At 74.1% G+C, this 13,325-nt stretch carries 14 protein-coding genes and 2 tRNA genes; 7 read left to right on the forward strand and 9 right to left on the reverse strand.

Features of this window, described 5'->3' with window-relative positions; all coding sequences use genetic code 11:
- Nucleotides 1-70 precede the first annotated feature (70 nt).
- The 3 genes from ACFC2L_RS13235 to ACFC2L_RS13245 form a co-directional block, all read right to left on the reverse strand.
- Entirely contained in the window at nt 71-571 is a 501-nt protein-coding gene (locus ACFC2L_RS13235; protein WP_047233028.1) for a DUF3145 domain-containing protein, read from the reverse strand.
- 171 nt (nt 572-742) lie between these two features.
- Entirely contained in the window at nt 743-1,228 is a 486-nt protein-coding gene (gene def, locus ACFC2L_RS13240) for a peptide deformylase (protein ID WP_047233027.1), read from the reverse strand.
- A 68-nt stretch (nt 1,229-1,296) separates the two neighbouring features.
- The gene (locus ACFC2L_RS13245) at nt 1,297-2,103 is read right to left on the reverse strand and encodes a DUF1206 domain-containing protein (RefSeq protein WP_375824767.1); all 807 of its coding nucleotides are present in this window, start codon (nt 2,101-2,103) and stop codon (nt 1,297-1,299) included.
- A 142-nt stretch (nt 2,104-2,245) separates the two neighbouring features.
- Here ACFC2L_RS13245 and ACFC2L_RS13250 point away from each other — a divergent pair, with 142 nt between their 5' ends.
- Complete coding sequence (locus ACFC2L_RS13250) at nt 2,246-3,358, forward strand: acyltransferase family protein (protein ID WP_375824768.1); 1,113 nt, start codon at nt 2,246-2,248, stop codon at nt 3,356-3,358.
- Here ACFC2L_RS13250 and ACFC2L_RS13255 read toward each other — a convergent pair.
- Complete coding sequence (locus ACFC2L_RS13255) at nt 3,331-3,690, reverse strand: DUF488 domain-containing protein (protein WP_375824769.1); 360 nt, start codon at nt 3,688-3,690, stop codon at nt 3,331-3,333. The two genes, ACFC2L_RS13250 and ACFC2L_RS13255, sit on opposite strands and share 28 nt — an antisense overlap.
- Nucleotides 3,691-3,770: 80 nt before the next feature.
- On the opposite strand from ACFC2L_RS13255, the gene ACFC2L_RS13260 reads away from it, so the two are divergent.
- Nucleotides 3,771-3,844 (forward strand) — tRNA-Ile (locus ACFC2L_RS13260).
- Between the two features lie 36 nt (nt 3,845-3,880).
- On the opposite strand, the gene ACFC2L_RS13265 is transcribed toward ACFC2L_RS13260, so the two are convergent.
- Nucleotides 3,881-4,729: a hypothetical protein gene (locus ACFC2L_RS13265; RefSeq protein ID WP_375824770.1), complete on the reverse strand. Its 849-nt coding sequence runs from the start codon at nt 4,727-4,729 to the stop codon at nt 3,881-3,883.
- 136 nt (nt 4,730-4,865) lie between these two features.
- On the opposite strand from ACFC2L_RS13265, the gene ACFC2L_RS13270 reads away from it, so the two are divergent.
- From ACFC2L_RS13270 to ACFC2L_RS13280, 3 genes are all read left to right on the forward strand, one after another.
- Nucleotides 4,866-5,381, forward strand: coding sequence for a hypothetical protein (locus ACFC2L_RS13270; protein WP_375824771.1), 516 nt, complete (start codon nt 4,866-4,868; stop codon nt 5,379-5,381).
- A 55-nt stretch (nt 5,382-5,436) separates the two neighbouring features.
- A tRNA-Asn gene (locus ACFC2L_RS13275) sits at nt 5,437-5,509 on the forward strand.
- 131 nt (nt 5,510-5,640) lie between these two features.
- Nucleotides 5,641-7,104 carry an MDR family MFS transporter gene (locus ACFC2L_RS13280; RefSeq protein WP_375824772.1) on the forward strand — a complete coding sequence of 488 codons (1,464 nt, stop codon included), beginning with the start codon at nt 5,641-5,643 and terminating at the stop codon, nt 7,102-7,104.
- Between the two features lie 13 nt (nt 7,105-7,117).
- Here the strand turns inward: ACFC2L_RS13280 and dnaG are convergent, their stop codons facing one another.
- Nucleotides 7,118-9,064 carry a DNA primase gene (gene dnaG, locus ACFC2L_RS13285; RefSeq protein ID WP_375824773.1) on the reverse strand — a complete coding sequence of 649 codons (1,947 nt, stop codon included), beginning with the start codon at nt 9,062-9,064 and terminating at the stop codon, nt 7,118-7,120.
- 56 nt (nt 9,065-9,120) lie between these two features.
- Entirely contained in the window at nt 9,121-10,041 is a 921-nt protein-coding gene (locus ACFC2L_RS13290; RefSeq protein ID WP_375824774.1) for a helix-turn-helix domain-containing protein, read from the reverse strand.
- A gap of 92 nt (nt 10,042-10,133) precedes the next feature.
- Here ACFC2L_RS13290 and ACFC2L_RS13295 point away from each other — a divergent pair, with 92 nt between their 5' ends.
- On the forward strand, nt 10,134-10,586 hold the full coding sequence (locus ACFC2L_RS13295; protein ID WP_375824775.1) for a VOC family protein: 453 nt from the start codon (nt 10,134-10,136) through the stop codon (nt 10,584-10,586).
- Between the two features lie 43 nt (nt 10,587-10,629).
- Here the strand turns inward: ACFC2L_RS13295 and ACFC2L_RS13300 are convergent, their stop codons facing one another.
- Complete coding sequence (locus tag ACFC2L_RS13300) at nt 10,630-11,922, reverse strand: deoxyguanosinetriphosphate triphosphohydrolase (protein ID WP_375824824.1); 1,293 nt, start codon at nt 11,920-11,922, stop codon at nt 10,630-10,632.
- Nucleotides 11,923-11,984: 62 nt separating this feature from the next.
- Entirely contained in the window at nt 11,985-12,746 is a 762-nt protein-coding gene (locus tag ACFC2L_RS13305) for a metallophosphoesterase family protein (RefSeq protein ID WP_375824776.1), read from the reverse strand.
- A 124-nt stretch (nt 12,747-12,870) separates the two neighbouring features.
- Here ACFC2L_RS13305 and ACFC2L_RS13310 point away from each other — a divergent pair, with 124 nt between their 5' ends.
- Nucleotides 12,871-13,308 (forward strand): hypothetical protein, encoded by a 438-nt coding sequence (locus tag ACFC2L_RS13310; protein WP_375824777.1) that lies wholly within the window; start codon nt 12,871-12,873, stop codon nt 13,306-13,308.
- Nucleotides 13,309-13,325: the final 17 nt, after the last annotated feature.

A 13,325-nucleotide genomic window follows, 5' to 3' on the forward strand; every position in this document is an offset into this window, starting at 1 on the left:
CGACCGAGGGCGCCTGCCGGGATCTCCCGGCAGGCGCCCTCGGTCGTGTCGTGGAGGCGGACGCCCGGCGTCAGCCGACGCGGTGGAGCCAGCGCACCGGGGCGCCGGCACCGGCGTAGCGGAACGGCTCGAGCTCGTCGTCCCACGCCTTGCCGAGCGCGAGGTGCAGGGCGTCACGCATGGCCCAGGGCTCGCTCACCTGCTCCAGCGCGGCACGGATCCGGTCCTCCGGGACGACGATGTTGCCGTGCACGTCCGTCTGGGCGTAGAAGATGCCGAGGTCGGGCGTGTGGGACCACCGCCCGCCGTCGACCCCGTGGCTGGGCTCCTCGGTGACCTCGTAGCGCAGGTGGGACCAGCCGCGCAGCGCGGAGGCCAGCTTGGCGCCCGTCCCCTGCGGGCCCTGCCACGAGTACTCGGCCCGGTAGAGGCCGCGCGCGGCGGGCTGCTCGGTCCAGTCGAGCGACACGCGCACGCCGAGGACGTTGCCCGCGGCCCACTCCATGTGCGGGCACAGAGCACGCGGTGCTGAGTGCACGTAAAGAACACCGCGGGTGATGGCACCGGCCATGTCTGCCTCCCTAGGTCGAGGTTGCGTCTTCCCCAACGTCCTCACCAAGGGTGGTGTCACAGCACGTCACAGGTATCGCGCGGCGTGTCTCGTGCCCATCTTGCACGAGATCACGCGTTCGCGCGAGAGATTCGCCGGGTGTGCCCGGCCGCGGTCGGCCGACGCGGGCCGTCACAGGTGGGCGCGCAGCTCCCGCATCGCCTTCTTGCGGACGGACCGGTCCAGACGGTCGAGGTAGAGCATGCCGTCCAGGTGGTCGCACTCGTGCTGGAGGCAGCGGGCCATGAGCTCGGTGCCCTCGACGACGACCTCGTTGCCGTCGAGGTCCGTCCCCACGACGCGCGCGTACCAGGCGCGGCGCGTCGGGTACCAGAGGTTGGGGACGGAGAGGCAGCCCTCGTCGCCGTCCTGGTAGTCGTCGGAGAGCTCGACGATGCGCGGGTTGAGCACGTACCCGATCTCGTCGTCGATGTTCCACGAGAACGCCCGCAGGTTCACGCCGATCTGGTTGGCGGCGAGGCCGGCGCGTCCCTCGTGGTCGACGGTCTCGACGAGGTCCGCGACGAGCGAGCGCACGCGGTCGTCGATGGTGGTGATCTCGTCGCAGGGGGTGCGGAGCACGGGGTCCGGGATGGTCCGGATCTCTCTCATCGCCATGGACGCCATTCTTCCATGCGCACGACGACGGGCGGCCGGGTCTCCGACCCGCGCGCCTGGGGCCCGCGTCACATGCGGGCGTACCGGGCGCGGGCGAAGGAGTAGAGCCCGTACGCGGCGAAGCCGAGCCCGACGGCGACGAGCAGCACCGCGCCGAACGGCTGGGCCGCGAGGGTCGCGAACGCGGCGTCGAGACCGCCCGCCTGCTCGGGGTCGTGCTGCACGGCGGCCACGACGAAGAGCGCGCCGAGCACGCCGAGCGCGACCCCCTTGGCGACGTAGCCCACCCGCCCGAGCGTCACGACGGCACGTCCGACGTTCCCGCCCGTGCCGCCCTCCAGGTCCTCCAGGAACTTCTTCCGCCACCCCTTGACCACGTGGTACACGCCCGCGGCGACGATCCCGACGCCGACGGCACCCACCAGGAGCACGCCACCCGGCTTCTGCATGAGCGTCGCCGTCATGCTCTCCTCCTGGCCGGAGCCGCCCGCGGACCCGTTCACGACCTGCACGGCGAGCACGCCGAGCGCCAGGTAGAGCACCGCCTTGCCGGCGGCCTTGAGCCGGTCGGACGTCTCGGCGGCGCCGCTGATCGCCACGGTGAGCTGCCACAGCGCGAGCGCGGCGAACGCCACGACCGCGAACCAGAGCAGGACGGTCCCGCCCGGCGTCTGCGCGATCGCGGTGAGCGCGCCGGTCTGGTCCGCCTGCTCGCTCGACGTCGAACCGGTGGCCACCTGCACGGCGAGCACCCCGACCACGAGGTGGAGCAGGCCGCTCACGGCGTACCCGGCGCGGGCGAGGATCTCGAGCGGCCTGCTGCCCCGCGCCCCGCGCGCCGCCGTCTTGCCCGTCGAGCTGATGCTCGGTGCCACTGGACCTCCTCGGTCGTCGGGACGCCGCCCCCAGCGCGCCGCCGGGTTCTCCGGCCCGGACACCGTGCCAGCCCCGCGCCCCGCACGCACGCCGAGCGCCGTCCCCAGGAAGCTCAGATCACGGTTTGGTAACGTGCCTCGGATGCCCACGACGAACCCGCGCCTCGCGGTGCTCGACGGACTCCGGTTCGCCGCCGCGTCGGCAGTGCTCGTGTACCACTTCGTCGCCGTCAACCACCACGCGTGGGGCGAGCGGACGAGCGACTCCCTGCCGGGCGTGCAGGGCGTCGCCGCCTACGGCTCGTTCGGCGTCCAGCTCTTCTTCGTGGTCAGCGGCTACGTCATCCTCATGACGGCGTGGGGCCGCGACGTCCGCGGCTTCGTCGCCTCGCGAGCCGGCCGGCTGTTCCCCGCGTACTGGGCCGCCGTGCTCCTCACGCTCGCCCTGCTCGTCCTCGTGATCCCGGGCCGGCGCGACGTCGACCTCCCGCAGGCTGCCGCCAACCTCACCATGGTCCAGCGAGCGTTCGGCATCCCCGACCTCGAGGCGGTCTACTGGACGCTCTGGTCGGAGCTGCGGTTCTACGTCCTCGTCGGCGTGCTCGTCGCCGTCGGCCTCACCCGGGCGCGGGTGATCGCGTTCGCCGTGCTGTGGCCCGTCGCGGGAGAGATCGCGACACGGACGGGCTCAGACCTCGTCGCGACCGCCCTCGTCGCACCCGACGCCCCGCTCTTCGCCGGCGGGATGGTGCTCTACCTCCTCACGCGGGAGCGCCGGTCGCCGGTGCTCTGGCTCGCGCTCGCCCTCGACGTCGCCCTCGCGGCCGCCGTCTCGGGCCGGATCCAGGCGGCCCGCATCGAGAACAGCACCGACGTCGTCGTGCCCCCCGCCGTCTGGTGGGTCGCGATCGTCCTGTGCTTCGCCGTCGTCGCCGTCGCGACGCTGACCCCGCTCGCGCGGGTCTCGTGGGGGTGGCTCACCGCCCTGGGTGCGCTCACGTACCCGCTCTACCTCGTGCACGCGTCGTGGGGGCGGTGGGTGATCGAGTCGGTGCACCCGTACCTTCCCCAGGCTGCGACGCTCACCGTCGCGGTCGCCGCGTGCCTCCTGCTCGCCTGGGCGGTCCACCGCGCCGTCGAGCTCCCGCTCGGCCCGCGGCTGCGCCGCGCGCTCGACCGCGACCTCCGGCGCGACCCCGGCCGCCCGGGCCGGCGCGCCCCGGCGCGTCAGGACGAGCCCGTCGCGGCCAGGTAGTCCCGCAGCACGACCGCCTGGTTGTGCTCCTCGTCCCGCGCCCCGTACACGAGCGTCACCACGGGATGCTGCCCGACGACGTCCCGCAGCTCTCCCACGACCTCGCCGTTCGCGTCCAGCTCGGCCCGGTACCGCTCCGCGAACTCGTCGAACAGCCGCTCCTCGTGGTGGAACCACTGTCGCAGCTCCGTGGACGGCGCGACCTCCTTGAGCCAGAGGTCCACGTGCGCCTTCTCCTTGCTCTCACCGCGCGGCCACAGCCGGTCGACGAGCACGCGGTACCCGTCGTCCTCGTCGACCGACTCGTACACGCGCTTGATCCGGATCGTCATGACGCCATGACACCCCCGCGCCGCGCGCACCGCATCCGCAGCGCCGGACCGACCGTCCGCGGCGGTATGCTCACCGGCGCGCCCCGTTAGCTCAGCTGGTCAGAGCAGGAGACTCATAATCTCTCGGTCGCGGGTTCAAGTCCTGCACGGGGCACGAGGACCGGAAGCCCTCCGAGGGCTCGACTCCGCGTCAGTAGGTCACGACCACGGTCGGCGCGTCCTGGTGTGGTGTATCGGTGGTGGCGCCGGGACTCGGTGCCGACCGGGCGGACGCGCCCCCCAGCGTCAGGTTGACGAAGGGCAGGCTGCCGGGCACGGAGAGCGTCGCCTCGGAGTACGTCACCGAACCGCTCGGGAAGACGTTCAGGCGTGCCCCCCAGGCCTTCAGGACGTGGTCGATCGGGTGGTAGCAGCCCCCCGAACCGTCCGCCAGCCGCAGGACGGTGATCCCGACCGCGCGCAGCCCGAACTCGTCCATGCGCCACACGGGCCCTCCGGAGTCCCCGGCGAGAGTCGTCGCCGTGTGACAGACGAGGACCCCGCCGTACTGGGGGTGGTACCCCCAGAACGTGATACGCCCCTCCTGCCAGCCGCTCGTCACGCCCATCTTGCCGACGAGCGCGTCCCGGCTCTGCGCGCTCGTCCGCATGATCCCCGTCACCCTGCCGTCACCCGGCGTCGCGCCCGTGCGCGGGTCGACGACCATCTGGTACAGCCCCACGCCGCCGGAGGCGCGGACCAGCGCTGTATCCGTGTTCGGGTATGTCTTCGCATAGGCGACCGCACCCCAGGGCGCGTCGGTGCCGAACACCGTGGTCCCCGGCGCGGCGCAGTGCGCGGCCGTCACCGGGAACGAGCCGCTGGTCCCGGTGATGGTGTAGGAGCCGGTGCACAGGACGCCCGAGCGGGGACCGCTGAAGTACATCGGATGACCTGCACGGTAGGCGTACGAGAGCGCCGCGCTCGGCATCGCGGCGAGCACGATGCACACCACCGCGACGACCGCCATCACCAGTCCTGCAGCCGTCCTCATGATCATGGTCCGTCCCCCTCGCCCGTGAAGCTCGCCTCCTCGGATGCTCGCTGCCTTCCGGCGGATCGGCCAGCGGAGAGCCACCGGGGCTCTTCGACCGACCTGCGTACAGCCCTGACCTTCGAGCGGCTACGGTGGGGACGTGTCCTGGTTCCGCCGCCCCAGCCTGCCCGACCCGGTCCGCCGATCGCTCGACGTCCCGGCGAGCGACCGCGTGCTCGCCTCGGCGGAGCTGGCCGACGGCTCGTGGGCGGTCGCGACCCGCACCGAGCTCCTCACGAGCGACCCGACCGGCGGGGTCATCGCACGACGCCCGTGGTCGGACGTCGACCGGGCGGGGTACGTACCGGAGACCGCCACGATCACGGTCTCGTGGGTCGACGGCGCACCTCCGCTGGCCCTCACGCTCGCCGACGCGCGCCGTACGTCGCTCGCCCAGACGCTGCGGGAGCGCGTCCAGTCGTCGGTGGTGCTGTCGGAGACCGTGACGTTCGCCCCCGGGCTCACCGCACGGGTCGCGGTGCGCCGGGACGGAGACGGCGAGCTCTTCTCGCAGGTCGTCGCCGACCCCGGCGTCGACCTGACGGACCCCGAGGTGACGGCCCGCGTGGACGCCGCCGAGGGCCGGGTCCGGTCCGCGTCCGGACTACCCCTCTGAGCCTGCTAGAGTTTTCCCCGGTCGCTGCGGTGCACACCGTGACGGCCACGATCGATCCCGCGTAGCTCAGCTGGCAGAGCATCCGACTGTTAATCGGACGGTCGTAGGTTCAAGTCCTACCGCGGGAGCCTCGAGAGCTCGGCCCCGGACCGCACAGCGGTCCGGGGCCGAGCCGTTTCTCCGCCCCCGCCGGTGCGTCGACCTGGCACGGTCGGCACGTCCGGGAATACGCGACCGTTGCCCCGGGCTTGCGTCTGTCGTGACCACGACGTCCTCCGCAGGGATCGGCCTGCGCTCCGAGCGCGGCCCCGTCCTCCTCGCGCTCATGCTGTCCACGGCCCTCGTCGCGCTCGACGCGACGATCATCGCGACGGCGTCGGCCACGATCGCGCGCGAGCTCGGCGGGTTCGAGCAGCTCCCCTGGCTCTTCTCGAGCTATCCGCTCGCGCAGGCGGTCGGGACGCCGGTCTTCGGCAGGCTGTCCGACGTGCTCGGCCGCAAGCGGCTCATGCTGGCGGGGGTCGCCCTGTTCTTCCTCGGGTCCGTGCTGTGCGGGTTCGCGTGGTCGATGCCCGCGCTCGTCGCGGGCCGCGTGCTCCAGGGTCTGGGCGCCGGTGCGGTGATGCCCGTCTCCCAGACGATCGCCGCCGACATCTACACGCTCGAGGAGCGCGCGAAGGCGCAGGGCTACCTCGCGTCGGTGTGGGCGATCTCGTCCGTCGTCGGCCCGACGCTCGGCGGCGTCTTCTCCGAGTTCGTGAGCTGGCGCTGGATCTTCTTCGTCAACGTGCCGCTGTGCGCCCTGGCGGCGTGGATGCTGCACCGCCGGTACCACGAGTCCCCGCGCGAGGGAGCGCGCGAGCCCATCGACTACGTGGGCGCGACGCTGCTCACGGCGGGCAGCACGCTGCTCCTGCTCGGGCTTCTCGAGGGCGGGTCCACGTGGGCCTGGGCATCCCCCGCGTCGGTCGCCGTCCTGGGTGCCGCGCTCCTCCTGCTCGGCGTCTTCGCGGTGCACGCGCGCCGCACGCGCTACCCCGTGGTCGACCTCGCGATCCTGCGGCGGCGCGTCGTCGGCGTCTCGACGGCCGTCTCGCTCCTCGTCGGGGTCATCGTCCTCGCGCTCTCCACGTACGTGCCGATCTACGCCCAGGGCGTCCTCGGCGTCGGGCCGCTCGTCGCGGGCTTCGCGCTCGCGGCGATGACGGTCGGCTGGCCGATCTCCGCCTCGAACGCCGGGCGCCTCTACCTGCGGATCGGCTTCCGCTGGACCGCCGTCATCGGGTCGGCGCTCGTCCTCGCCGGCACGTCGCTCACGCTGCTGCTGGGCGCGTCGTCGTCGGTCGTCGCCGTCGCCGCGACGACGTTCGTCGTCGGCGTCGGGATGGGTCTGACCGCCGTCCCGACGCTCATCGCCGCCCAGTCGTCGGCCGTCTTCACGGAGCGCGGCGCCGTGACGGGCACCAACATGTTCGCGCGGTCGCTGGGCTCGGCCGTCGGCGTCGCGGTCTGCGGCGCGATCATCAACGCCCGCACGACGCTCGGCGCCGACGGCACGCCCGAGGGCCCCGGCCTCATGAGCGCGATCCACGTCGTGTTCGTCCTGCTCACCGCGAGCGCCGCGGTCCTCGTCGTCCTCGCGGCCCTCATGCCCGCGGACCGGCAGGCGGCGCGCGACCGTCGGGCTGCGACGGCCGCCGCGACCGCGGACGCGACGGCCTGACCTCCCGGACGGCTCAGGCGATCTCGCCCTCGCGCAGCGTGCGGCGCTCGGCCTCGACCGCGAGGAGCGTGGCGAACGCCTCCTGGTACGCGGCGAGGTCGGCCGCGGGGTCGAGGCGCTGCAGGCGGCTCTTCGCGTCGGCGACGCGGCGGGTGAGGCCGAGGTCGACGAGGCCCCGCACGACGCCGGCGACGTAGCCGCCGACGACGTTCTCGCGGTCCTCGGGGAGCGGTGCGACGGCGAGCTCGGTCACGAGGCCGCGCACGGGCTCGGCGGCCTGCTCGACGACGGCCTCGACCCAGTGCCCGGCGCCGAGCGTCGCGCCCTCGCGCACCCCGCCCGCGGCGCGGATCGCGGCGTGGACGGCGCGCCAGGCCGGGACGGCGAACGCGTCCTCGCCGAGGTCGTCGAAGACCGGCGGCACGTGCTGGGGGTACTGCAGGACGGCGACGAGCGCGAGGCGCTCGCGGCGCGCCACCGGGTCGCGCGGGTCGGGTGCGGGGAGCGCCGGGACCGTGGGCTCGGGCTCGGTCGCCTCGCCGCCGGGGCGGGCGCCGTCGGGCCGCGACGTGCGGACCGGGCCGGGCGCGCTGCCGCGCTTGGCGGCCGCCGCGACCTCGCGCCGGACGCGCTCGGCGTCCATGCCGATCCAGCCCGCGAGCATGCGGGCGTACTCGGGGCGCAGCGCGGCGTCGCGGATCCCGGCGACGACCGGGGCGGCGGCGCGCAGCGCACCGACGCGGCCCTCGGCGGTGTCGAGGTCGAACGTCGCGAGGGTCGTGCGGATGACGAACTCGAAGAGGGGCTGGCGCCCGTCGACGAGGGCGCGCACCGCGTCGGGGCCGCGCGCCATGCGCAGCTCGCACGGGTCCATGCCGCTCGGCTCGACGGCCACGAACGTCTGGGCGTAGAAGCGCTGGTCCTCGCCGAACGCGCGCACGGCGGCCTTCTGGCCCGCGGCGTCGCCGTCGAACGTGAACACGACCTCACCCCCGACGGAGGCGCCCGAGGCGAGCTGCATGCCGCCCCCGGCCGTCGTGTCGCCGAGGAGCCGGCGCACGATGCGCGCGTGGTCGGACCCGAACGCCGTGCCGCACGTCGCGACGGCGGTCGTCACGCCGGAGAGGTGCGCGGCCATGACGTCCGTGTACCCCTCGACGACGACGACGCGCTTCTGCTTGGCGATCTCGCGCTTGGCGAGGTCGATGCCGTAGAGCACGTGCGACTTCTTGTAGAGCGAGGTCTCGGGGGTGTTGAGGTACTTCGGCCCCTGGTCCTCGTCGTAGAGGCGCCGCGCGCCGAACCCGACGATCTCGCCCGTGACGTCGCGGATGGGCCACACGAGGCGTCCGCGGAACCGGTCGTAGATGCCGCGCTGGCCCTGGCTCATGAGGCCGGACGCGATCAGCTCGGGCTGCGTGAAGCCGCGCCCCTGGAGGTGCCGCTGCAGGTTGTCCCAACCGGTGGGCGCGTACCCGACGCCGAAGTGCTCGGCGTCCGCGCGGTCGAAGCTGCGCTCGGCGAGGAACGCGCGGGCCGCCTGCGCGCCGGACGCGAAGAGCTGCTCGGAGAAGTACTGCGCGGCGACACGGTGCGCCTCGAGCAGCCGCTGGCGCCGTCCCGGCTCCTCGCGCGGGCGCTGCGGCCCGCCCGAGTCCTCGTAGCGGAGCTGGATCCCGACGCGGTCGGCGAGGTACTCGACCGCCTCGACGAAGGTCAGGCCGTCGATCTTCTGGACGAACGAGATGACGTCGCCGCCCTCGCCGCACCCGAAGCAGTGCCAGCGCCCCACGCCGGGTCGCACGTGGAAGGACGGCGAGCGCTCGTCGTGGAAGGGGCACAACCCCTTGAGCGAGCCGACGCCCGCGGTCTTGAGGGTGACGTGCGCGGAGACGATCTCGTCGATCCGTGCGCGGTCGCGGACGGCTTCCACGTCCTCGCGTCGAATCAGGCCGGCCACGGAGCGAGTCTATGCGCCCGGGCGATGCCTCGGGGGTGGCTCGACGGCGTCGTCGGTCACCCCGGGTGCACCGTCGCGCCCGCCCCGACGAGCGCGTCGCGCGACGCGGCGCAGCGTCGCGCGTAGGCCCCGGGCGTGGACCCGGTCGCGCGCGCGAAGTCGGTGCCGAGGTGCGCCTGGTCGTAGTACCCGACGGCGCTCGCGAGCGCCGCGAGGTCCTGGTCGGGGTCCGCGGCGAGCAGGTCGGCCGCGAGGTGCACGCGGTGGCGCTGCAGGGCCCACTTGGGGCTCACGCCGACGTAGGTGGCGAAGAGCCGCTGGAGCGAGCGTGCGGAGGTCCCGACGACGGCGGCGAGGTCGGCGACGCCCGCGCCGGGCCCCAGGTCCCCGGCCACGAGGGCGGCGAACGCGCGGGCGACGCGGTCGAGGTCGCGTGCCGCCCGCGCGTCGCGGACGCGGTCGGCCCGCGCCCGCAGCAGCGGCTCGACGCCGCGCGCGGCCTCCTCGTCCCGGCCGGCGACGGCGAGGGCGAGCGCGGCGTCGCCGGTGCGCTCCGCCGTCGGGCCGAGGAACGCGGCGGCGGGCACCTGCACGCCCGCGCGCACGGCGTCCGCGTGCCCCAGCAGCACGCGGAACGCGCCCGGCCGCAGCTTGGTCCCCACGACGGCACCCGACCCGGCCAGGGTGCGCTCGAACAGACCCGGCGGGACGCCGTGCGCGACGTACCCCGCCGCCTGGGCGACCACGTTGGCGACCGGGTGCGGAACCACGACCTGCGTGAACGACTCCCCTCGCGGCAGGTCCCAGCGCACGACCCAGTGCCGCTCGACGAGGTCCGCGAGGTCCGGCGCCGGATCGACGCGCACGAGCTCGAACCCGCGCCGCGCAGCGGCGGGGTCGACGAGCCCCCGCAGGGACGTCGTCGGGCCGCGCCGGGACGCCGCCCTCGCGTCGGCGCGGTCCTGGGGTTCGAACACCTGTCGCATTCCTCCAAGACTGGCACGGCCCGCCGACACGAGCATGGTGGTACGGCCCGCACCCCGCGGGCGACCACGACGAGGAGGACCCCATGGAGATGTCGGCACTGCACCCCAACGTCACGGTGAACGGCGCGCGCGAGGCCATCGCGTTCTACGAGGCCGCGCTCGGCGCCGAGGTGGTCGACACGATCACGGCGGGCGACGCCGTCATCCACTCCGACCTGCGCCTCGACTCCCCCGCGGGGACGAGCACGTTCACCGTCGCGGAGGCGTTCCCGCCCGACTCGGTCGCGCCGGAGCCGGGTGCGCCGACGCACGCGTCGTTCACCGTCCCCGTCGAGGACACGGACGCCGCGTACGCGCGGGCGCTCGCGGCCGGCGCGACGAGCCTCGCCGAACCCGCCGACTGGTTCGAGGGGTTCCGCCAGGCCGCCGTCCGCGACCCCTTCGGGCACCGCTGGTACTTCGCGACCGTCGCGGACTCGGTGACGGCCGAGGACGTCCAGCGCGCGAGCGACGCCTGGGTCTCCGAGCGCGGCTGACCCCGGGGCGCCCAGCCAGACGGCGGTGCCGCTCGCCGGTCGCTCAGACCGGCGGGCGCACGAGGCGTGCGTGGAGCTGCATGGCCGAGACGTCGGTCAGCGAGGCGACCTGGTCGACGACGACGCGCAACCGGGCGGCGTCGTCGGGCGCGGCCTCCCAGTCCGCCGCGAAGGACGGCTCGAGCGCGACGGGCGCGCGGTCGGAGAAGACGTGCACGAGATCGGCGATGACCTCGCGCTGGCGCTGGTAGAGCGGCTCCTGCTCGCGCGGCGCCATGACGTAGGCGACCGCGACACCCTTGAGCACGAGGATCTCCGCCACCGTCTCGTCCGGCACGACGAGCCGTGCGGCGTACCGGGTGAGCGGCCCGTCCCCGTAGAGGGCGCGGGTCGCGTCCTGCGCCGCGCCGGTGAACCGGCCGATGAGCTGGCTCGTCGCGTCCTTGAGCGCGGCGAGCGCGCGCCGCGACCCGTCGAACCCGGTGACCAGGTGCCCGGTGCCCTGCAGACGCGTGATCGCGGCGTCGAGCGCCGCCTCGTCGTACGCGGTGCCGTACCAGGAGTGGACGGCGCGCACGACCCGGGCCCGCTCGTCGGGGTCGTCGAGCACCGCGAGCTCGATGCGCCCGCCCACGATCGCGTCCTCGACGTCGTGCACCGAGTACGACACGTCGTCCGCGAGGTCCATGACCTGCGCCTCGAGGCACTTCACCTGGCTCGGCGCGCCCGCGCGCAGCCAGTCGAACACGGGTCGGTCGTCCTCGTAGACGCCGAACTTGTGGGTCGGGCGGCCGTCCGCGCGCAGCGGCGCCTCGCCCGCGCCCCACGGGTACTTGACGCTCGCGTCGAGGCTCGCGCGCGTGAGGTTGAGCCCGTACGACCGCCCGTCCGCGTCGACGACCTTGGGGTCGAGACGCGTGAGCAGGCGCAGGGTCTGCGCGTTGCCCTCGAACCCGCCGACGTCGACCGCGAGGTCCGCGAGCGCCCGCTCCCCGTTGTGCCCGAACGGCGGGTGCCCCAGGTCGTGCGCGAGGCACGCCGTGTCGACGATGTCCGGGTCGCACCCGAGCGCCTTCCCGATCTCGCGGCCCACCTGCGCCACCTCGAGCGTGTGCGTCAGCCGGGTCCGGACGAAGTCGTCGCTGCCCGGCCCGAGCACCTGCGTCTTCGCGCCGAGGCGGCGCAGCGCCGACGAGTGGACGATGCGCGCGCGGTCGCGCTCGAACGGCGTGCGCGCGCGGGACTTCGCGGACTCGACGAACCACCGTTCGGTGTCGGCGTCCGAGTACGACGCCGTGCCCTCCTCACCGCGCGCCGGGCGCGGCCCGGTCCCCACGACCGCGGGGTCGAACGCCTCCTGCTCGAACGTCTGCACGGGCCCCAGCGTAACGACGCCGGTCAGGGCGTGGCGGGAGCCGGGTCCGCGAGGCCGCGGTAGACCCCGGTGCGCAGCTCGCCCGCCCACGCGTCGGCCTCGGGCATGCCGAGGTCGTACGCGACGGCGATCTCCGCCTCGGCGTCGTACGGCACGCGCACGTGCTGGATCGCGAACGGCGCCGGGTCGGGCGAGCCGGGCACGCCCTCGAGAATCGCGTAGACGGGCGTCGGCTCGTCGAGCGGGTTCCCGACGCTGCCGACGTTGGCGAGGGTCCGCCCCCGGGACGTCTCGACGTACGCGTCGTGGGTGTCGCCGTAGACGACGACGGTCGGCTCGGGGCCGGCACCGGTGAGAGCGGTCGCCGCGAACATGCCGGCGAACTCCCCCGGGGAGTGGTCGCGGAAGACCTTGACGTGCACCGACGCGGCCGACGCGTGGAGGAGACGGACCCGGCGGCCGCTGAGCAGCAGGTCGTGGCTCAGCGGGAGCGTACCGAACCAGGCGTGCTGGTCCGCGCGCAGCTCGTCGCGCCACCAGACGTGCTCCGGGACCCCGTCGTCAGGCGTCCGGGGCAGGAAGTCCTCCCAGTTGCCCCGGACGGTGACCGCGCACGCGTCACGGCACCGGTCGACGACGGCCTGCCCCCGAGGACCCTTGCCGACCATGTCCCCGAGGTTGAGGATCGTCGTCACGCCGCGGGACCGCGCGTCGGCGAGCACCGCCTCCAGCGCGGACAGGTTGCCGTGGACGTCCGAGAGGATCGCGAGGCGCTCGACGGTCACGTCGCGATCCTGCCACGAGCGCGCCGGGCCGAGAAGGGAGTTCTCGCCCTCGGTCCGCGCTTCTCGGGGGCGAGAACTCCCTTCTCGGCGGCGCGCTGCCGGGCGGGGGCGTAGCCTCGCGCACATGGGTGCAGCGCACGCGCTCGAGCTGCGGGTGGTCCGGGAGGACGAGGTCGTCGAAGTGGTCCCGTACCTCGACGGCCGCTCGCTCGTGAGCATCGTCAGCGCGTTCGAGTCGGCACGTCGGTACACGCCGTCGGGCGGGTACGGCGGCATTGTGCCCGAGGTGTTCCGGTACGGCAGGGCGTCACGCCAGTGGTACGGCCACGGTCGCCTCCCCGGACGCCGCAGGCACGCGTGGGTGCTCGCGTGCGATGGCTGCCACGAGGCGGGCTGCTGGCCGTTCGAGGTGGCGATCGACGTCGACGCGACGACGGTCACGTGGCACGACCTCGCGCAGCCTTTCCATCCCGAGTGGGACTACTCCGCCCTTGGCGCGTTCACGTTCGACCGCGCGCAGTACGACGACGCCGTGCGCCAGGTCGCGCACCTCTTCGACTGACCGCCCAGCGGGTTTCG

The sequence above is a fragment of the Cellulosimicrobium sp. NPDC055967 genome (assembly GCF_042269845.1).
Classification (GTDB): Bacteria; Actinomycetota; Actinomycetes; order Actinomycetales; family Cellulomonadaceae; genus Cellulosimicrobium.